Below are 17,405 nucleotides of genomic sequence, written 5' to 3' on the forward strand. Positions count from 1 at the left end.
GGATGACTCACGACAACACCGGCAAGCTCGCCGAGGAGCTGCGGCTGCTCATCGACGTGGCTGCCGAGCGCATGCAGCCGTGGCTGCAGCGTGTGGCGGAGGCGGGCGACGGCTCGCACACGCCCGAGACGTGCGGCTGGTGCCCTCTGTGCAACGGCGTGGCGCTGCTGCGCGGGGACCGTTCCGAACTGGCCGCCAAGGCCGCCGAGCACGCGGCCGGCCTGGTCGCGGTGCTGCGAGCCGCTCTGCGCGAGCCCGGTGCGCCGCCTGCTGCGCCTGCGAGTGACGCCGAGGAACCTGCTGACACCGGTCAGCGGGTGCAGCACATCAAGGTCGTCAGGAAGACCGACTAGTGCTCACGGTCGGGGTGGACATCGGTGGCACCAGCGTGCGCGCGGGCGTCGTGGACCCGCGCGGTTCGGTGCTGGACACCTCACGCGCGCCGACCCCCGCCGGTGAACGCGCCCTCGAAGACGCGATCGTCGCCGCCGTCGAGGAAGTGGCCGACCGCCACGCCGTGACCGCTGTCGGCCTGGCCGTGGCGGGCTTCATCGCCCCTGACCTCCGCACGGTCCGGTTCGCACCGCACCTGGCGTGGCGGCAGGCCGACGTCGCCGACCGCATGAGCGACCGCCTGGGCATGCCCGTGGTCCTGGAACACGACGCGAACGCCGCCGCCCTGGCCGAACACCGCTTCGGTGCGGCCCGCGGCGCCAAGACCGCGGTGCTGGTGGCCATCGGCACCGGAATCGGCGCCGCTTTGCTGCTCAACGGCGAGGTCTTCCGCGGCGCCCACGGCGTGGCCCCCGAACTGGGCCACCTGCGCGTCGTCCCGGACGGCCGCCCCTGCCCGTGCGGCAAGAACGGCTGCTGGGAGCGCTACTGCAGCGGCACGGCCCTGAGCGCCACCGCCGTCGAACTGCTGGCCAAGCACCCCGGCGTCTCGACCGTGCTCGCCCGTGAGGCCGCCGGCGACTCCCGCGCGGTGACCGGCCGCCGAGTGGCCGGCGCGGCCCGCGACGGCGACCCGCTGGCCAAACGCGCCATGGCCGACCTGGCCCGCTGGCTCGGCGAGGGCCTGGCCCTGGTCGCCGACGTCTACGACCCCGAGGTGATCGTCATCGGGGGAGGGGTCTCGACCTCGGCGCCGCTGTTCCTCGACGACGCCCGCGAGCGCTACGCCTCCGTCGTCACCGGCGCGGGCCACCGTCCGCTGGCGCGCATCCGGACCGCGCAGCTCGGCGACGACGCCGGCATCGTGGGTGCCGCGACCCTGGCCCGTGAGATGGCCGCGTCGATGACGAGGAACCACTCACGCCGTTCCTGACCCGCCGAGCGGGTCGTGGCCCCAGTTCATCAGGGAGTGCCGCCGGCGGTTGTCCTCGATCGTCGCGCTTGGACGCGTGGCGGTCATGTTCACCGCCTCGCCGAAGTCGTCGCGGATCCGGTCCTGTTCGGATTGGCCCATTGCCTCCGGGTACGCGGAGGCCATGACGAAGCACCCGTTCAAGCCCGGCGACGAGGTCGAGTGGTCCAGCCACGGCTCGCGCACGCACGGCGAGGTCAAGGAGGAGATCCCAGAGGAGAAAGAGGCCGCGGACCGGAAGGTGAAGGCCTCGAAGGACGAACCCCAGTACCGCGTGGAGAGCGCGAAGAGCGGCCGGGACGCGGTGCACAAGCCGTCCGCGCTGCGCCCGCACCGGCACTCGTCGTCCGACTGACGCGCCCCCTTCGCACTGGGCTTGGCAATGAGTCTTTTGCGGACGAAGTCCAAAGACCTGTTGCAAGGGTGCTGGTCAGGGCGACTGATATATCGGGTTGAGGAGTGTCGCGGCGGGAGTGTCGGGGTCTGTTCACCCGCCGCGAACACCCAGCTGGAACGGCCGGCCGACGGGCCGGCCCAGGTGGAGCTAGCGGCCGAGCAGGCGCAGGATGCGCGGGCGGCGCTTGGCGCGCTCCGCGTCCTTCTTGCTCAGGGTCGCCATGGCACGGGCCATCATCAGGTGCTGCATCTGGTCCATGTCGCACACGGTATGCATGGCCGAATCGTTATCTGAAGGTTTGAGTGGCCGTTATCACGCCGTTACCAACTGGGACGTGAGGTGTCACACCTGGGCGCCGTCGTCCCATCCTGAGTCCGGTGGCGGGGTGTTGCGCATGCGCAGGATCAGCCAGCCGACGCCCGCGCAGAGGGCCACGAGGGACAGCGGGGTGCCGATGCGGGCCTGCAGTCCGAAAAGGCCGGGCGCGACCAGCAGGACGATGCCCAGCACGAACAGGCCGAGGGCCGCGAGGGTGGACGCGCGCAGTACCGGGAAGGGCGGCGGTTCCGGTGGCACGTAATGGTCTTCATCGTCCCGATCTCGCCGTTCGGGCTCGTCCGCGAGGTCGGTGGCGACGTCGGGGGAGGTGTCCTCGGCCGGGTCCTCGCGGGTTTTGAGGTCCTGGTCGACGGCTTCCGGGCTCGCCTCGTCGAGGTCGAGCCAGTCCTTGCCGACCCCGTCCCGTTCGAGTCCCGCGACGATCTCGGCAAAGAGCTCGTCGACGTTCTCCGGGCCGTCGGTCGAGTCGCGCCGGGCGTTCATCCAGAGCCTCTCCATGTGCCGCAACCCTCTTGACCCCACATCGTTGCACGGGCGGGATGTGTTGCGGGTTACGGCAGTCGGCTCAGTCTCAGCCGTGACGTGCAGACCTGGGACTCGTTGTGTGAGGTGCGGTCGGCTCCGTAGGCTGGTTGCCGGGATCAAGGTTCGCGGTGTCTAGGGAGGCGCTTCCCAAAGTGCTGTACTGGTTGATGAAGCACGTCCTCCTGGGACCGATTCTCCGGCTGTTCTTCCAGCCGAAGATCATCGAGGGTGCCGAGAACATCCCGAAGGAGGGCGGCGCGATCCTGGCGAGCAATCACCTCGCCGTGTCCGACTCCTTCTTCCTGCCGTTGATGCTGTCGCGGCGCATGACCTTCCCCGCCAAGATCGAGTACTTCACCGGCACGGGGATCAAGGGCAAGCTGCAGAAGTGGTTCTTCTCCGGCGTCGGCCAGGTGCCGATCGACCGGTCCAGCGCCTCGGCCGCGCAGGGCGCGCTCGACACGGGCGTGCGGATCGTGCGTGAGGGCAAGCTGCTCGGCATCTACCCCGAGGGCACGCGTTCGCCCGACGCCCGCCTCTACAAGGGCAAGGTCGGTGTCGCCTGGATCGCCCTGGAGTCCGGCGCGCCGGTCATCCCGGTGGCGATGTTCGGCACGGACAAGGCGAACCCCATCGGCTCGCGGATGTGGAAGCCGCACCCGATCCGGATCAAGATCGGCAAGCCGCTCGACTTCTCCCGCTACGAGGGGCTGTCCGGCGACAGGTTCGTGCTGCGGTCGATCACCGACGAGATCATGTACGCGTTGATGGAGCTCTCCGGTCAGGAGTACGTCGACGTCTACGCGGCGAAGGCGAAGGAACAGGCCCCGCCCGTCCCCGAGCAGGGCAAGCCCGCCGACCGAGTGCCCGAGAAGAAGGCGAGCTGACCGCACCCCTAGGGTGTCGCGGTGCGGTTCTTCTACGACTGTGAGTTCATCGAGGACGGGGTGACGATCGACCTCGTGTCGATCGGGGTGGTCGACGAGGAAGGCCGCGAGTTCTACGCCGTGTCCACCGAGTTCGACCCCGAGCGCGCGGGTCCGTGGGTGCGGCAGAACGTTCTCAACCAGCTGCCCTCGCCCGCGGACAAGGCGTGGCGCAGCCGCGACCGGATTCGCGAGGACCTGCTCGACTTCCTCAACGCCCGCAACGCGGCCCGCGACGAGGTGGAGCTGTGGGCGTGGTTCGCCGCCTACGACCACGTGGCGCTGGCGCAGCTCTGGGGTGCGATGCCGGCGTTGCCGCGCGCGCTGCCCAGGTTCACCCGTGACCTGCGGCAACGCTGGGACGACGTCGGCAGGCCCAAGCTGCCGGCCCCTCCCGCGGACGCCCACGACGCCCTCGCCGACGCGCGCCACAACCTCGCGCGGTGGAAGGTGATCGAGGAACATCGGCGCAAAATCGGGTTTCCCGTCCGGTAAGTGAGACCCGCATTGCTGCACCGATACAGCTCGTGAAAGTCTGCGTGACACAGAACACGAGAGATGGGGAAGCAGATGCGCATCGGTGTGCTCACTGGCGGTGGTGACTGCCCCGGTCTGAACGCCGTGATCCGGGCCGTGGTCCGCAAGGGCATCAAGGCACACGGCTGGGAGATCGTCGGGTTCCGCAACGGGTGGCAGGGCCCGATCGAGAACCTCACCAAGTCGATCGACCTCACGGACGTCGAGGAGATCCTCACCCGCGGTGGCACGATCCTGGGCTCATCGCGCACGAACCCGTACAAGGTCGAGGGCGGTGTCGACCGCATCCGCGAGACCATCGCGGCGAATCAGATCGACGCGATCATCGCGATCGGCGGCGAGGACACCCTCGGTGTCGCCAAGCGCCTGACCGACGACGGCATCGGCGTCGTCGGTGTGCCGAAGACGATCGACAACGACCTCGGCGCCACGGACTACACGTTCGGCTTCGACACGGCCGTGCACATCGCGACCGAGGCCATCGACCGCCTGCGCACCACGGCCGAGTCGCACCACCGCGCGCTCGTCGTCGAGGTCATGGGCCGGCACGCGGGCTGGATCGCGCTGCACTCCGGTCTCGCCGGTGGCGCGAACGTCATCCTCGTGCCCGAGCGCCCGTTCAGCGTCGACAAGGTCGTCGACTGGGTCGAGCGCCGCTTCGAGAGCGAGTTCGCGCCGATCATCGTCGTCGCGGAAGGCGCGATCCCCGAGGGTGGCGCCGAGGTGCTGCACTCCGGTGAGCGCGACGCCTTCGGTCACGTCCGCCTCGGCGGCGTCGGCCAGTGGCTCGCGGAGGAGATCGCGGACCGCACCGGCAAGGAGTCCCGCGCGGCCATCCTCGGCCACATCCAGCGCGGTGGTACGCCGACCGCATACGACCGCGTGCTCGCGACCCGTTTCGGATTGCATGCGGTCGACGCCGTCGCCGCCGGCGACTTCGGCACCATGGTCGCGCTGCGTGGCACCGACATCGTGCGCGTGAAGCTGTCGGAGGCGACGGCCGAGCTCAAGACGGTTCCGACCGAGCGTTACGAAGAGGCTGAAGTCTTCTTCGGTGCCTGATTCTGGGGCCTGATATATCGGATATCGCATATCGGCGAATGCCGGGTGTCGCACTTGTCGACACCCGGCATTCCGCTTGTATACCGCCGATGAACAGGAGTCCCGCTCGCTGGGACTCGCGTTGTGATCGCGTGCTCGCTCGCTGCGATGGTGAATTCACCATCCGTTGAGCAGCTTCAGGAGACCTGATGAGCGACGCGCGAGTCGTCCTGCCCGACCCGGACGCCGACGAGACCGGGCCGTACACCCACCTGGGTTTCGCCACCGCCAAGCCCGGCTGCGAGGACCAGGTCGAGGCGCTGATCCTCGGCCTCGTCGAACCGTTGCGCGCCGAGGCCGGCTCGATCGAGTTCCACGTCCACCGCGACCGCGCGGACCGGTCGCAGTTCGTGATCTACGAGATGTTCCGGTCGAAGCAGGACCTGGAGAAGCACCTCGCCGAGCCGTACGTCCACGAGTTCGTGCGGGCGGTGCAGCCTCTCGTGGAGGGCCCACTGCGCCAGCGGTTCCTGCGCATGTCGAGCGACCTGCCGAGGGTGAGGTAGCCGTGGGACTGTTGATCCTCGCCGTCGTCACCCTGCTCGTGCTGGTGCTTCGCAGGCTGCGGGGCAGGCTCACGGGCAACCCGGTGCCCCAGGTCACCGCACGTCCCGGCAGCAGCCTCCTGGCTCGCCTGGGCAAGTCGCGGACCCGCCCCGTCAACCCACCGCCCCCACCGCGGACCCCGGCGCCACGGCTGGCTCGCTACGACTGCGACGTGCTCGTCGTCGGCGCGGGTCCGAGCGGACTGATGACGGCGGCGCTGCTGGTCCGCCAGGGCGTCAAGGTCTGCGTGGTCGACGCCAACGCGGGCCCCGCCACGGAGTCGAGGGCGTTCGCCGTCCAGTCCCGCACCATCGAGCTGTTCCGGAGCATCGGACTCGCGGACGAACTGCTCGAACGCGGTGTCGTCACCACCGGAATCCGCTTCCACATCAAGGGCAGGCACGTCGGTGGCCTCGACTTCGACCGCGCCGAAGCGGCGACGACGCCGTACCAGTTCATCCTGATGGCGCCGCAGTCCGAAGTGGAGGAAGTGCTCCTCGAAGACCTGGCGCGGCACGGCGTCGCGGTCCGGCGCGGCACGCGGCTCACCCAAGTCCAGCAGACCGAGGACGCCGTCACCGCGGTCCTCACCGATAAGACGATCACCGCGCAGTACGTCGTGGGTGCGGACGGCGCCCACAGCACCGTCCGGCAGCAGCTCGGCCTCAGCTTCGAAGGCGACAAGTACGCGCAGCGCTACCTGCTCGCCGACTGCAAGGTCGACTGGCCGCTGGACCACGCGCACTTCCGGGTGTTCATGAACGGCAACCGGATCGGCCTGTTCCTGCCGCTCCGAGGCGCCGAGACGTCCCGTGTGATGGTCACGGACTTCGGTGACCCGGCAGCGGAATTCGAGCTCCAGACCCTCCAGGACGAGCTCCGCAAGGCGATGAACCTCGACGCCACCCTCAGCGCCCCGATCTGGACCAGCCGCTACCAGGTTCATCTGCGCGGCGTCGACGACTACCGCCGCGGCAGGGGATTCCTCGTTGGCGACGCCGCCCACATCCATTCCCCGGCGGGCGGCCAGGGCATGAACACCGGACTGCACGACGCCGCCAACCTCGCCTGGAAGCTCGCGGCGGCAATCAAGAACGACGTGGACCTGCTTGACACCTACTCCGCCGAACGTCATCCGGCGGGCATCAGGCTGCTGAAGTTCACCGACCGCCTCTACAAGGTCGCGGCGGGCCTGAGCGGCTGGCGGGCGTGGCTGCGCGACACCGCGGGACCGTTCCTGATCGGACGGATGTCGGCGGCGCCACTGCCACACCGCAAGTCGTTCCACCGCCTGTCACAGCTGAGCCTCGGCTACCGGCCGAGCGAGATCAACGTCAACGAGCTGCTGTACTCGCTCAAGGGCCCGCTGGCCGGCCAGCGCGTCCCCGACGCCAGGATCAACGACCGCGAGCAGATGTTCGACCTGCTGCAGGGCTATCAGCTGCACGTCATCGCGTTGTCCCGCAAGCATCTCACCGCCGACGAGATCGCGGATCACACGGCCCGGCTCAACGAACTCGGTGCCACCACCCACCTCATCGCACGGGTCGAGGCCCGCCAAGACGACCGCGTGCACCGGGCCGACTCAGCGCAGGTGTTCGAGCACTACGGCCTCACCGAACCGGATTCGCAGGCCCTGTACGTCATCCGCCCCGACGGCCACGTCGCGTGGCGCTGCGACGAGCTCGACGTCGAAGCCTGCCGGACGTTCCTCGCCACACTGCACTCTTCTCACGCCATCGCCGGCGAGACGTCCATGTGCACGCGATAGTCGACGATCTGGTCGCCGGACATCCAGATCACCGTCACGCAAGGCAACGCGAGCGGCTTCCCGTCCGGCGACTCGGTCTCGATGGTGAACCGGCAGAACAACTGGTCGCCGACCTCCACGATCTGGTCGATCACGTGCCGCACCCACGGCAACGCACCCGCCGCGCCGGCGGTAGCCGCGACCACGGCGTCCCGGCCGGCCAACGGCTCGTGGTTGCCGAAGACGTAGGTGGCGTCGGAAGCGAACCAGGCGCCGAACGCCTCCGCGTCACCACCATCGACCGCGGCACACATCCGCCGCACCATTTCGGTGCGGTCGAACGCAGTGCGGGTCATGGCTTCTTCTGCAACGAAAGGCCGTGCTCCACCATGATCTCCGCGACCAGCTTCATGTCGCGCGGCCCCGGCGGCAGCTCGGACAGCGCCTGGTAGTAGTTCTCCAACCCGGGCGGCGACACGACGGCCACCACGCGGGTCTCCTCGTCGAACGGGTTGTGGAACATGTGCGGCACCCCGCGCGGCATCAGCAGCGAATCACCTTGTGCCAGCACGTGTTCCTCGCCGTCCAGCTCGACGACGACCCGCCCCTGCACGCACGTGAAGAGCTCGTCCTCACGCGTGTGGATGTGCGTGGGCGGCCCACCTAGGTTCGGCGGCACGACGTACTCGAACAACGAGTAGGCCCCCTTGGTGTCCGCGCCGGTCAGCCGCGTGTAGATGCCCAGACCGATCGCGCCGACGTTCGTGCCCTCGCCGCTGCGGTAGACGTGGTGCTGCACGGGGGTTTCCATGGTCTCCAACCTCATTTCGACGGGACGTCCACCGGCACGGCGGCCTTCATGGCCTCGAGCCGGGTGAGCAACAGGGGCGTGACCTTGCGGTATGCCGAGGGCGCGACCGGGTTCAGCCAGTGCGACGCACGGGTCACGCGGCCGATCTGCAACCCGAGGTCCTCCAGCACCTCGTCCGCGTTGTGCAGGGAGAACGGGATGATCTTCGTGCCGCGGCAGTGGTGCGTGTTCGTCGCCTCGTCCATGAACGCGAGCTGCGCGCTCACGTCCGCCCGCCGCGTCTCGTCGTCCGGCAGCGAGAGCGCTCCCGCGAGGTCGGCGGCGATCCACAACGCGGCCATCTCGGCGTTGAGCGGGCTGAAGAACGACGAGTTGTAGCCGTTGAAGTACAGGCCGGGCACGCCGATCGGCTGGATCTGCCGGTACAGCGCGAAGTTGCCGCGCTCGTCGAAGATCCGCCCCTGAACCGCGTCGGGCAGGAACGAAACGCCCTGGGTGAACCCGGTCGCGCAGACGATCAGGTCGGCGGGCAGCACCGTGCCGTCCGACAGAACGGCACCGCTGGACGTCAGCCGCGCGATGGTCATGTCCCGGCGCACGCGGATCCGGCCTGCGTCGACGCCCTCGAAGAACCCTTCGGTGGCAAGGCCGATCGCGCCCTTGACGATGTCCTCCATCTGCCCGGACGGCACCAGGTCGTGCCGCGCGAGGCCGAACTGCCGCACCGACACCGACCCGAGCGAGTTGAGCATCGAGCGCCGCATCCGGTTCGCCGGGCCGTGCAGGAACTTCTCGAACCCGCGCAGCCACCGGTAGCGGAACAGCGCCTCGCCCATGCGGGTCAGCAGCAGCATCTTGAAGTTGACGACCCCGGCGATCTTGCGCGGGACCTTCCACAGCAGCTGCCGCGCGATGATGTCGGTGCTCGCCGCCACCTCGCTGATCGGCACGGTCACGTCGCACGCCGACTTGCCGTAGCCGACGACCAGGACGTGGTGGTCCCGCGCCTCCTCGGCGTCGTGGAACTCGGTGCCCGCGAGCACCCGGCCGCCGGCCGCCTCGAAGTCCTCACGGCCGGGAAACGCCGGCACGGAGGGTTCGCAGAACACTCCGTTGGCGACGACGACTCGGTCGTAGCGGTAGGTGGTGCCGGTGTGCGTGGTGAGCTCCCATGCGCCGTCAACGGGCACGACGGACGTCACCGTCGTCTCCAGGCGCAGGCACGCGTCGACACCGAAGTGCCACGTGTACGCCTCCAGATACGCCTGCACCTGGGCGCCGGTCGGCCACTCCGGCAGGCCCTTCGGCATCGGGAAGTCCGAGAACGAGTACTGGGCCTTGGGGCTCTGCGTGGTGAGGCCGGGGTAGCGCCGGGTGCTGCTCCACACCCCGCCGACGTCCGGTGTCCGGTCGAAGACCTCGACCTCGTGTCCGGCCTGCAGAAGCACCTTGGCCGTGGTGAGGCCGGCGACTCCGGCACCGATGATCGCGACTCGCATCCTGGTCCTCCTGGCTGAGGATGTGACGGACCACACTGTGGAGCGCTCCCACGTCCACGGCCAACCAGGAGTCCCGGCTAGTGGGACTCCCAGCGGCGCGTCGAGTAGGCGCGGGTCGCCGCCGAGGCCGCCATCCGCACGGCGGGCCCGATCCGTTCCGGACGTACCGCCGCGCTCGGCCCGGTCACCGACAACGCCGCGGCGACCTCACCACCCGCGCCGAAGATCGGTGCGGCGATGCAGCTGATGCCGACGTTGCCCTCCTCGCGGTCGTAGGCCCAGCCCTGGTCCGGGATCGCCGCGAGCTCGCGGCGCAACGCTGTCGGGCTGGTGATCGTGCGGGGAGTGCGGCGGGTCAGTCCGGCGGCGATCACCGCGTCCACAGTGGACGCGGCGGAGAAGGCGAGCATCGCGCGGCCCAGGCCCGAGCAGTGCGCGGGAATCATGCCGCCCACCTGGTCGAGCATCGGCATCGGCCGGTGACCGGTGATCTTCTCGACGACCAGCACCTGGGTGCCGTCGAGCACGCCGAGCTGCACCGTGACGCGGGCGGCGGCGTAGAGGTCCTGCAGGAACGGCAGCACGGCCTCGCGCAGCTCGTGCCGCACCGGCACGAGGCTGGAGAGTTTGAACAGGCCGGTGCTGATCCGGTAGCGGTCGCCCGGCTTGTCGAGCCAGCCGAGCTCGATCATGCGTGCCGCCGTGCGGTGCACGGTCGAACGCGGCAGCCCGGACCTGCGCACCAGTTCGGCGAGGCCCAGCTCCCGGTGAGTCACGTCGAACGCGTCCAGGATCGCCGCCGCGCGTTCGAGTGAACCGCTCGGCTCGGTGGACGGCGAGTCCCGGTCACTGGGACTCATCCTTGGTCAACCTTCCGCACACGGCGACTGTAGGAGCTCATGGACGCAAACACCACGCGGGTCGCGCTCGTCGGGGGCGGCGCCGGCGGAATCGGTGCGGCGACGGCCGCCGCGCTCGTCGAGAGCGGGCACCGCGTCGTGCTGGCCGGACGCACCGAAGCGACGCTGAAGGAGACGGCCGCGGCGCTCGGCGACGCCGCGGACTACGTCGTCTGCGACCTCGCCGACGCACGTGAGGCCGCCACGGTCGTCACCCATGTCGGCGACCGGCACGGTTCGCTCGACGTGCTGGTCGTGAACGCGGGCGGACCGTCGCCGGGCGGCATCTTCGAGGTACCAGACGCGCAGTGGCACCGCGACCTCGACCTGCTGCTGCTTGGGCCACTCGCGTTGCTGGGCACGGCGTTGCCCGCGATGGCGCGGCGCGGGTTCGGTCGTGCGGTGGTGGTCACATCGACGGCCGTGCGTCAGCCACAACCCGGTCTCGCATCGTCCACGGTGCTGCGGGCGGCCGTGACCTCGGCGATGAAGCTCGCTTCCCGGCAGCACGCGGCGGACGGCGTCACGGTCAATTGTGTGGCTCCTGGCGCGACTTTGACGCCTCGGCGGCTGGAAGTGCTGCGCCGCAGGGCCGAGGCCGCAGGCGTGGACTTCGACACCGCGGCCGCCGACGACCTCTCGGACATCCCGGCCTTGCGCGCCGCGGATCCCTCCGAGATCGCCGCCGCGGTCGCGTTCCTGGCTTCACCGCAGGCGTCGTACGTCAACGGCACCGTGCTCACCGTCGACGGTGGCCGAACCGAAATCGCAGTCTGAAAGGGAAAGAGCGTTGGCCACTTCCGGACCTGACTTCGCCATGACCGACTTTCTCGGGGCGCTCACGCACGCGGTGCGGCCCGACGGCGGGCGTCCGTTGGTCGTGCACGACGACGAGCTGGAGACGATCCCGCCGGGCGCGGTGCCGAACCCGACCACGTTGCGGATCGCGGGAAAGCTGCCGACGTCGACGTTCGAGCTGTTCCGCCAGGTCATCCCGGCGGGCGAAAGCTCGGACATGCAACGGCATTACCACGAGACCGTGCACTTCGTGATCTCCGGCGACGGGCACAGCGAGATCCAGTGTGCCGAACCAGACGCGTTCGAGACGGTGACTTGGACGTCCGGGTCGTTCGTCTACACGCCGCCGTGGACCTGGCACCGCCATTACAACGCCTCCACCGAGCACCCCGTCGAGTTCCTCACGATCGAGAACTCCCGGCTGCTCGCGCTGTTCGGGCTCGCCCGCAGGCAGAGCGCGGGGCTGGCGACGTTCGCTGAGGCCCGCGACCGGTTCGACACACCAGCGTTCGACAAATCAGCGTTCGACACCTCTGGGGAGGACCAGTGATTCCCGACCACGTCAGCATCTGGGGCGAACTGTCGCATGTGGACCACGTCGTGCGGCACGTCGACGTCCCGGTGCGCGGCCACACCGTCCGGACCAGGGTGCTGCAGGCCGGTGCGGGCCCGGAACTCGTGCTGCTGCACGGCACCGGCGGCCACCTGGAGGCCTATTCGCGCGACATCGCCGGGCTGGCCGAGGACTTCCAGGTCACCGCGTACGACATGGTCGGCCACGGCTGGTCCGATCTGCCGGACCTGCCGTACACGATCGACGTGCTGTCCGAGCACCTCGTGGGACTGCTGGACGCGCTCGGCGTGGAGAAGGCGCATCTGTCCGGTGAATCGCTCGGCGGCTGGGTGGTCGCGTGGGTGGCCGCGCACTTCCCGGCGCGCGTCGATCGGCTGGTGCTGAACACACCGGGCAACATCGCGAACAAACCCGAAGTCATGCAACGGATGCGCGACAGCACGATGGCCGCGGTGCTCGACCCGAGCGAGGAGACCGTGCGGCGGCGGGTGGAGTTCCTGTTCCACCACAAGGAGATGGTCACCGACGAGCTGGTGAACCTGCGCCGTCAGGTGTACTCGCGGCCTGGGTTCGTGCAGGCGATCACGAACACCTTGGTGCTCCAGGACCCGGTGGTGCGCAAGGACTTCGCGTGGGATCCGGCCTGGGTCGGGAAGGTCGCGGCGCCGACGTTGTTGCTGTGGACCAGCCACGACCCGACGGGCGGGCTGGACGAGGCCGACATGCTGCTGCAATGGCTGCCAGACGCGCGTTTGCACGTCATCGACGACGCGGGGCACTGGCCGCAGTGGGAAAAGGTCTCCGAGTTCCTCGACACGCACCGCACGTGGTTGCTGCACGGGAAGGACCCCTCCTGATGGCCGAGATCATCGGGTTCGCCGGCATGTCGCACAGCCCATTCGCGACGCTGCTGCCGCCGGAGGGTGATGGGCCGGGCGCGGTGTTCCTGCGTGACGCCGACCGCGTGCGCCGGGCGGTGGAGAAGCTGGTGCCGGACGCGATCGTGGTCATCGGGCCGGACCACTTCCACGCCAACTTCTACGACGTGATGCCGCCGTTCGTGCTCGGCGTCGAGGAGGCGGTGGGGTTCGGCGACTTCGGCAGCAGCTCGGGACCGTTACCGGTGGCGCAAACGCTTGCCTGGTCGGCGCACAGCGGGCTGGCCGACGCGGGGTTCGACGTGTCGCTGTCGTACTCGCTGACCGTCGACCACGGGATCGTGCAGAGCTACGAGATGATCACCGGCGGGACGTCCTTGCCGCTGGTACCGCTCGTGGTGAACACGGCCGCGCCCCCGTTGCCGTCGCTGGACCGCTGTGTGGAGCTGGGTCGCGCGCTCGGGGCGGCGTTGCGGTCGTCGGTGTTTCCTGGGCGGGTGCTGGTGGTCGCCAGTGGCGGGTTGTCGCACTGGTTGCCGTCCAACGACCCGCGCGATCCGTCCGTGGTGGGGGAGAGGCGCGAGTCGTTGATCCGGGGGCGGTCGTACGCGCGGGAGTTCGCCGCGGCGCGCGAGCCACGGGTGAAGGCGATGGGTGGCAACCCGGAAGCGCGGGTGAACGCGGTGTGGGACGGGTGGTTCCTCGACCGGCTATCCGCCGGCGCGGCCGGTGAGATCGCGTCCATCGGGCACGAGGCGTTGGAGGCGCACGCGGGCAGTGGCGGGCACGAGATCCGCTGCTGGCTCATCGGGCAGGTCGCCGTCGGGTTGCCGCTGGTGTGGACGAGCTACGAGCCGGTGCCCGAGTGGATCACCGGCATGGGCATCGGGACCACCTTTGCCGTTTAGCAGCACCTTCTAGCGGGTGAGGTCGAGGGCGATGTCGGTGAGCATGTCCTCCTGACCGCCCACCAGGCGTCGGCGTCCGGCTTCCAGCAGGAGATCCCGGACGTCGACGTCCGTGCGTTGGGCGGCGGTCTCGGCGTGGCGCAGGAACGAGCCGTACACGCCCGCGTAGCCCAGCGTCAGGCTCTCGCGGTCGACGCGGACCGGGCGGTCCATGAGCGGGCGGACGAGGTCGTCGGCGGCGTCCTGGAGCGCGAACAGGTCCGCGTTGTGCTGCCAGCCCCGGAGGTTCGCGACCGCGGTGAACGGTTCGACGGGGCAGTTACCCGCTCCTGCCCCGAGCCCGGCGAGAGAGGCGTCAACCCTCGTTACACCCTCTTCCACGGCTGTCATCGAGTTCGCGACGGCCAGTGAGAGGTTCTCATGGGCGTGAATGCCTATCTCGGTGGTGACGTCCAATACCTCGCGATAGGCACGCACGCGGTCGCGAACGTCGTTGGGGAGCAGACGGCCGCCGGAGTCCGTGACGTACACGCAGTGCGCGCCGTACGACTCCATCAGCTTCGCCTGCCGTGCGAGCTCTTGTGGTTCAGCGAGGTGACTCATCATCAAGAACCCGGACACGTCCATGCCGAGGTCGCGCGCGCCAGCGATGTGCTGGGCGGAGATGTCGGCCTCGGTGCAGTGCGTGGCGATGCGCACTGACGTGACGCCAAGGCTGTGTGCGCGCTTCAGGTCGTGGAGGGTGCCGATGCCGGGCAGCAGCAGCGTGGTGAGTTTGGCGTGGGTCAACGCTTCTGCTGCCGCGGCGATCCAGTCCCAGTCGGTGTGGCTGCCGGGGCCGTAGACGAGCGAGCCGCCGCTGAGGCCGTCACCGTGGGACACCTCGACCGCGTCGACACCGGCGATGTCCAGTGCCCTGGCGATCTCGGCGACCTTTGCCGGCGTGATGGTGTGGCGCAGGGCGTGCATGCCGTCCCTGAGCGTCACGTCCTGGAGGTAGATCTTCATGCCCGCACCGCCCCTGTCACTGCCATGGTTTCGGCGACCCTGAGGGCAGCGCTGGTCATGATGTCCAAGTTGCCCGCGTAGGCGGGCAGGTAGTCCGCCGCGCCCTCCACTTCGAGCAGCACGGTGACCTGGTGCGTCACCGGTACTTCGGTGAGGTTGCGCGGTTGTTCGATCGGGTCGATCTGCACTCGCTGTTTGAGGCGGTAGCCGGGGACGTAGGTGGCCACCTCGGCGATCATGGCGGCGATCGACTCGCGGATCTGGTGGTGTGCTGGGGGATCCGACGCGTTGACGAGGGCGAGCACGGTGTCGCGCATGGTGATCGGCGGGTCGGCGGGGTTGAGCACGATGACGGCCTTGCCCCTGGCCGCGCCACCGACCTCGGCGATGGCGTGCGCGGTCGTCTCGGTGAACTCGTCGATGTTCGCGCGGGTGCCGGGACCGGCCGAGCGGGACGAGATCGACGCGACGATCTCCGCGTACGGCACGGGTGTGATCTTCCGGATCGCGGCGACGATCGGGATCGTGGCCTGGCCGCCGCAGGTGACCATGTTGACGTTCGGGGCCCTGAGGTGTTCGTGCAGGTTCACCGTCGGCACAACCATCGGGCCGATCGCGGCCGGGGTGAGGTCGATGACGCGTTTGCCGTGTGCGGCAAGGACTTCGGCGTGCTTCTCGTGGGCGTTCGCGGAGGTGGCGTCGAACACGATCTCTATTTCGTCGAAGCCGGGCATCGCGACGAGACCGTCGATGCCCTGTGCCGTCGTGGCAACGCCGAGCCTGCGGGCTCTGGCGAGCCCGTCCGACGCCGGATCGATGCCGGCCAGCGCGGCCATCTCGAGCGTGGTGGACCGCTTGAGCACCTTGATGACGAGGTCGGTGCCGATGTTGCCCGACCCGATGACCGCGACCTTCATCACGCCTCCTTCCCGAACTTCGCCCGCACCGCGCCAAGTCCGGTGATCGTTGCTTCGACGTGATCGCCTGCCTGGACGGGGACCATGGGACCGAGGGCGCCGCTGAGCACGACGTCGCCGGCCTTGAGCGGAGCGCCGAGTTTCACGGCGATGGTGGCGAGCCAGGCGAGTGCGGTCAGCGGATCGCCCAGGCAGGCGGCGCCGTTGCCGGTCGAGCGCTCCTCGCCGTTGACGCTGAGCACCATCGACACGTCCTTCGGCACGACGTCGCCCAGCTCGGCGTGCTCGGTGCCGAGGACGAACAGCCCGGAGGAGGCGTTGTCCGCGACCGTGTCGGCGAAGGTGATGTCCCAGCCGCTGATCCGGCTGTCGACGATCTCCAGCGAGGCCTGGACGTACCCGACCGCCTTGGCGACGGTCTCCTCGTCGAACGGTCCTTCGGCGAGATCCGCCTTCAGCACGAACGCCAGCTCCGCCTCCACCTTCGGCTGGAGCAACCGGGACGTCGGCAGCACGTCGCCGTCCTTGAACGCCATGTCGTCGAGCAGCACCCCGAAGTCCGGCTGGTCGACGCCGAGCTGCTGCTGGACGGCCGGCGACGTGAGACCGATCTTGCGGCCGACGACCGCGGCGCCGCGGGCCAGTTGCGAGGCGATGTTGAGTTGCTGGACCGCGTAGGCCTCGTCGTCGCCGATGAGATCGCGCACGGGCGCACAGGGCACCCGCTCCCTCGCTGCGGTGGCGAGCCGCTCCGCTGCCGTGCCGACGTTGTTCATGCCGGCAATGGTGGCTCCACCTTCGTCGTTGTGGACACTTCAAAGTTCCGGTCAGCGGAACTCCGTGGCACCATCGGGTGATGACCGACGTGCCGAACACCCTGCTGGGCAAGGTGATGTCGGTGCTGAACGCCTTCGGTGCCGACGACGACGAGCTCGGTTTCGCGGAACTGGGCCGCCGCACCGGCCTGTCCAAGGCCACGTTGCACCGCCTGCTGGGCGACCTGGTCGACGCCCGGCTGCTCGATCGCGGCCGGCGCGGCTACCGCCTGGGCGGCCACCTGTTCCAGCTGGGCATCCGGGCGTCGGTCGAACGCGGCCTGGTCGAGGTGTCCACGCCGTACCTGGAAGACCTCTACGAGCGCACCCACGAGACCGTCCACCTCGGACTCCGCGAGGGCCACGAGGTCGTCTACGCGGCCAAGATCGGCGGCCACCGGCAGGCGTCGTCCCCGTCCCGGCTCGGCGGGCGCATGCCGCTGCACGCCACCGCGATCGGCAAAGCGCTGCTCGCCCACGCCCCGCTGCCCGTGCGCGCCGAGGTGTTCGCCGCCCCGCTCGACCGCCGGACACCGCGCACCGTCGTCACGCCCGGCCGCCTCCGCCGCCAGCTGGCCGAGATCCGGGAGACGGGCGTGGCCTACGAGTTCGAGGAGTCGCGGGTCGGGCTGGCCTGCGTGGCGTCGCCGGTGCTCGGTCACGACGGCGCGGTCGTGGCCGCGGTCAGCGTCGCCGGGCCGACCACCCGCTTCGATCCCCGCGTCCACGCGGCGTCGGTGCACGCCGCAGCCACGGGCATCGCGCTCACCCTGGTCCGTCGCGCGAACCTGGCATCCGGCACCTGATATCC

At 69.5% G+C, this 17,405-nt stretch carries 23 protein-coding genes; 13 read left to right on the forward strand and 10 right to left on the reverse strand.

Annotation, left to right across the window (positions count from 1 at the left end):
- Positions 1-2 precede the first annotated feature (2 nt).
- The gene (locus SK803_RS04820; protein WP_319964522.1) at positions 3-353 is read left to right on the forward strand and encodes a hypothetical protein; all 351 of its coding nucleotides are present in this window, start codon (positions 3-5) and stop codon (positions 351-353) included.
- On the forward strand, positions 353-1,327 hold the full coding sequence (locus SK803_RS04825) for an ROK family glucokinase (RefSeq protein ID WP_319964523.1): 975 nt from the start codon (positions 353-355) through the stop codon (positions 1,325-1,327). Before SK803_RS04820 ends, SK803_RS04825 begins: the two co-directional genes overlap by 1 nt.
- On the opposite strand, the gene SK803_RS04830 is transcribed toward SK803_RS04825, so the two are convergent.
- Positions 1,313-1,492, reverse strand: a complete 180-nt coding sequence (locus SK803_RS04830; protein ID WP_319964524.1) for a hypothetical protein — start codon at positions 1,490-1,492, stop codon at positions 1,313-1,315. The two genes, SK803_RS04825 and SK803_RS04830, sit on opposite strands and share 15 nt — an antisense overlap.
- Here SK803_RS04830 and SK803_RS04835 point away from each other — a divergent pair.
- On the forward strand, positions 1,491-1,721 hold the full coding sequence (locus SK803_RS04835) for a hypervirulence associated TUDOR domain-containing protein (RefSeq protein ID WP_319964525.1): 231 nt from the start codon (positions 1,491-1,493) through the stop codon (positions 1,719-1,721). The two genes, SK803_RS04830 and SK803_RS04835, sit on opposite strands and share 2 nt — an antisense overlap.
- A 189-nt stretch (positions 1,722-1,910) precedes the next feature.
- Here SK803_RS04835 and SK803_RS04840 read toward each other — a convergent pair whose 3' ends face one another.
- Complete coding sequence (locus SK803_RS04840; RefSeq protein WP_319964526.1) at positions 1,911-2,039, reverse strand: hypothetical protein; 129 nt, start codon at positions 2,037-2,039, stop codon at positions 1,911-1,913.
- Positions 2,040-2,105: 66 nt separating this feature from the next.
- Positions 2,106-2,600: a hypothetical protein gene (locus SK803_RS04845; protein ID WP_319964527.1), complete on the reverse strand. Its 495-nt coding sequence runs from the start codon at positions 2,598-2,600 to the stop codon at positions 2,106-2,108.
- Positions 2,601-2,779: 179 nt separating this feature from the next.
- On the opposite strand from SK803_RS04845, the gene SK803_RS04850 reads away from it, so the two are divergent.
- The 5 genes from SK803_RS04850 (at position 2,780) to SK803_RS04870 (ending at position 7,508) form a co-directional block, all read left to right on the forward strand.
- Positions 2,780-3,514, forward strand: a complete 735-nt coding sequence (locus SK803_RS04850; RefSeq protein WP_319964718.1) for a lysophospholipid acyltransferase family protein — start codon at positions 2,780-2,782, stop codon at positions 3,512-3,514.
- Between the two features lie 21 nt (positions 3,515-3,535).
- Positions 3,536-4,048 (forward strand): polyadenylate-specific 3'-exoribonuclease AS, encoded by a 513-nt coding sequence (locus SK803_RS04855; protein WP_319964528.1) that lies wholly within the window; start codon positions 3,536-3,538, stop codon positions 4,046-4,048.
- Positions 4,049-4,123: 75 nt separating this feature from the next.
- Positions 4,124-5,152 carry a 6-phosphofructokinase gene (locus tag SK803_RS04860; RefSeq protein ID WP_319964719.1) on the forward strand — a complete coding sequence of 343 codons (1,029 nt, stop codon included), beginning with the start codon at positions 4,124-4,126 and terminating at the stop codon, positions 5,150-5,152.
- Positions 5,153-5,340: 188 nt separating this feature from the next.
- Complete coding sequence (locus SK803_RS04865; RefSeq protein ID WP_319964529.1) at positions 5,341-5,697, forward strand: putative quinol monooxygenase; 357 nt, start codon at positions 5,341-5,343, stop codon at positions 5,695-5,697.
- A 2-nt stretch (positions 5,698-5,699) separates the two neighbouring features.
- The gene (locus SK803_RS04870; protein WP_319964530.1) at positions 5,700-7,508 is read left to right on the forward strand and encodes an FAD-dependent monooxygenase; all 1,809 of its coding nucleotides are present in this window, start codon (positions 5,700-5,702) and stop codon (positions 7,506-7,508) included.
- Here SK803_RS04870 and SK803_RS04875 read toward each other — a convergent pair.
- From SK803_RS04875 to SK803_RS04890, 4 genes are all read right to left on the reverse strand, one after another.
- Positions 7,469-7,843: a nuclear transport factor 2 family protein gene (locus SK803_RS04875; protein ID WP_319964532.1), complete on the reverse strand. Its 375-nt coding sequence runs from the start codon at positions 7,841-7,843 to the stop codon at positions 7,469-7,471. The genes SK803_RS04870 and SK803_RS04875 overlap by 40 nt on opposite strands.
- Positions 7,840-8,298 carry a cupin domain-containing protein gene (locus SK803_RS04880; RefSeq protein WP_319964533.1) on the reverse strand — a complete coding sequence of 153 codons (459 nt, stop codon included), beginning with the start codon at positions 8,296-8,298 and terminating at the stop codon, positions 7,840-7,842. The genes SK803_RS04875 and SK803_RS04880 overlap by 4 nt, the downstream gene beginning before the upstream one ends.
- Before the next feature lie 11 nt (positions 8,299-8,309).
- Entirely contained in the window at positions 8,310-9,797 is a 1,488-nt protein-coding gene (locus SK803_RS04885) for an NAD(P)/FAD-dependent oxidoreductase (protein WP_319964534.1), read from the reverse strand.
- A 77-nt stretch (positions 9,798-9,874) separates the two neighbouring features.
- Positions 9,875-10,657, reverse strand: coding sequence for an IclR family transcriptional regulator (locus SK803_RS04890; RefSeq protein ID WP_319964535.1), 783 nt, complete (start codon positions 10,655-10,657; stop codon positions 9,875-9,877).
- Between the two features lie 39 nt (positions 10,658-10,696).
- Here SK803_RS04890 and SK803_RS04895 point away from each other — a divergent pair, with 39 nt between their 5' ends.
- From SK803_RS04895 to SK803_RS04910, 4 genes are read left to right on the forward strand one after another with little or no spacing between them, the layout of a single operon-like run.
- Positions 10,697-11,473 carry an SDR family oxidoreductase gene (locus SK803_RS04895; protein WP_319964536.1) on the forward strand — a complete coding sequence of 259 codons (777 nt, stop codon included), beginning with the start codon at positions 10,697-10,699 and terminating at the stop codon, positions 11,471-11,473.
- A gap of 40 nt (positions 11,474-11,513) precedes the next feature.
- Positions 11,514-12,044 carry a cupin domain-containing protein gene (locus SK803_RS04900; RefSeq protein ID WP_319964537.1) on the forward strand — a complete coding sequence of 177 codons (531 nt, stop codon included), beginning with the start codon at positions 11,514-11,516 and terminating at the stop codon, positions 12,042-12,044.
- A complete protein-coding gene (locus tag SK803_RS04905; RefSeq protein WP_319964538.1) occupies positions 12,041-12,925 on the forward strand; it encodes an alpha/beta fold hydrolase in 885 nt (294 codons plus the stop codon). The genes SK803_RS04900 and SK803_RS04905 overlap by 4 nt, the downstream gene beginning before the upstream one ends.
- Positions 12,925-13,854, forward strand: a complete 930-nt coding sequence (locus tag SK803_RS04910) for a DODA-type extradiol aromatic ring-opening family dioxygenase (protein ID WP_319964539.1) — start codon at positions 12,925-12,927, stop codon at positions 13,852-13,854. Before SK803_RS04905 ends, SK803_RS04910 begins: the two co-directional genes overlap by 1 nt.
- Before the next feature lie 9 nt (positions 13,855-13,863).
- Here SK803_RS04910 and dmpG read toward each other — a convergent pair whose 3' ends face one another.
- The 3 genes from dmpG to SK803_RS04925 are packed head-to-tail and all read right to left on the reverse strand — an operon-like array spanning position 13,864 to position 16,555.
- On the reverse strand, positions 13,864-14,862 hold the full coding sequence (gene dmpG / locus SK803_RS04915) for a 4-hydroxy-2-oxovalerate aldolase (protein WP_319964540.1): 999 nt from the start codon (positions 14,860-14,862) through the stop codon (positions 13,864-13,866).
- Complete coding sequence (locus SK803_RS04920) at positions 14,859-15,779, reverse strand: acetaldehyde dehydrogenase (acetylating) (RefSeq protein WP_319964541.1); 921 nt, start codon at positions 15,777-15,779, stop codon at positions 14,859-14,861. The genes dmpG and SK803_RS04920 overlap by 4 nt, the downstream gene beginning before the upstream one ends.
- Entirely contained in the window at positions 15,779-16,555 is a 777-nt protein-coding gene (locus SK803_RS04925) for a 2-keto-4-pentenoate hydratase (RefSeq protein ID WP_319964542.1), read from the reverse strand. Before SK803_RS04925 ends, SK803_RS04920 begins: the two co-directional genes overlap by 1 nt.
- An 80-nt stretch (positions 16,556-16,635) precedes the next feature.
- On the opposite strand from SK803_RS04925, the gene SK803_RS04930 reads away from it, so the two are divergent.
- A complete protein-coding gene (locus SK803_RS04930) occupies positions 16,636-17,400 on the forward strand; it encodes an IclR family transcriptional regulator (protein WP_319964543.1) in 765 nt (254 codons plus the stop codon).
- Positions 17,401-17,405 lie beyond the last annotated feature (5 nt).

This window comes from Lentzea miocenica (assembly GCF_033949945.1).
Lineage (GTDB): Bacteria > Actinomycetota > Actinomycetes > Mycobacteriales > Pseudonocardiaceae > Lentzea > Lentzea miocenica.

Excerpts from the sequence above, each read along its gene's own strand:
- SK803_RS04820 (WP_319964522.1), top strand. The coding sequence starts at position 3 with ATGACTCACGACAACACCGGCAAGCTCGCCGAGGAGCTGCGGCTGCTC.
- SK803_RS04835 (WP_319964525.1), top strand. The coding sequence starts at position 1,491 with ATGACGAAGCACCCGTTCAAGCCCGGCGACGAGGTCGAGTGGTCCAGC.
- SK803_RS04830 (WP_319964524.1), bottom strand. The coding sequence starts at position 1,492 with ATGGCCTCCGCGTACCCGGAGGCAATGGGCCAATCCGAACAGGACCGG.
- SK803_RS04840 (WP_319964526.1), bottom strand. The coding sequence starts at position 2,039 with ATGCATACCGTGTGCGACATGGACCAGATGCAGCACCTGATGATGGCC.
- SK803_RS04845 (WP_319964527.1), bottom strand. The coding sequence starts at position 2,600 with ATGGAGAGGCTCTGGATGAACGCCCGGCGCGACTCGACCGACGGCCCG.
- SK803_RS04860 (WP_319964719.1), top strand. The coding sequence starts at position 4,124 with ATGCGCATCGGTGTGCTCACTGGCGGTGGTGACTGCCCCGGTCTGAAC.
- SK803_RS04865 (WP_319964529.1), top strand. The coding sequence starts at position 5,341 with ATGAGCGACGCGCGAGTCGTCCTGCCCGACCCGGACGCCGACGAGACC.
- SK803_RS04875 (WP_319964532.1), bottom strand. The coding sequence starts at position 7,843 with ATGACCCGCACTGCGTTCGACCGCACCGAAATGGTGCGGCGGATGTGT.
- SK803_RS04880 (WP_319964533.1), bottom strand. The coding sequence starts at position 8,298 with ATGGAAACCCCCGTGCAGCACCACGTCTACCGCAGCGGCGAGGGCACG.
- SK803_RS04885 (WP_319964534.1), bottom strand. The coding sequence starts at position 9,797 with ATGCGAGTCGCGATCATCGGTGCCGGAGTCGCCGGCCTCACCACGGCC.
- SK803_RS04890 (WP_319964535.1), bottom strand. The coding sequence starts at position 10,657 with ATGAGTCCCAGTGACCGGGACTCGCCGTCCACCGAGCCGAGCGGTTCA.
- SK803_RS04895 (WP_319964536.1), top strand. The coding sequence starts at position 10,697 with ATGGACGCAAACACCACGCGGGTCGCGCTCGTCGGGGGCGGCGCCGGC.
- SK803_RS04900 (WP_319964537.1), top strand. The coding sequence starts at position 11,514 with ATGACCGACTTTCTCGGGGCGCTCACGCACGCGGTGCGGCCCGACGGC.
- SK803_RS04910 (WP_319964539.1), top strand. The coding sequence starts at position 12,925 with ATGGCCGAGATCATCGGGTTCGCCGGCATGTCGCACAGCCCATTCGCG.
- dmpG (WP_319964540.1), bottom strand. The coding sequence starts at position 14,862 with ATGAAGATCTACCTCCAGGACGTGACGCTCAGGGACGGCATGCACGCC.
- SK803_RS04920 (WP_319964541.1), bottom strand. The coding sequence starts at position 15,779 with ATGAAGGTCGCGGTCATCGGGTCGGGCAACATCGGCACCGACCTCGTC.
- SK803_RS04925 (WP_319964542.1), bottom strand. The coding sequence starts at position 16,555 with ATGAACAACGTCGGCACGGCAGCGGAGCGGCTCGCCACCGCAGCGAGG.
- SK803_RS04930 (WP_319964543.1), top strand. The coding sequence starts at position 16,636 with ATGACCGACGTGCCGAACACCCTGCTGGGCAAGGTGATGTCGGTGCTG.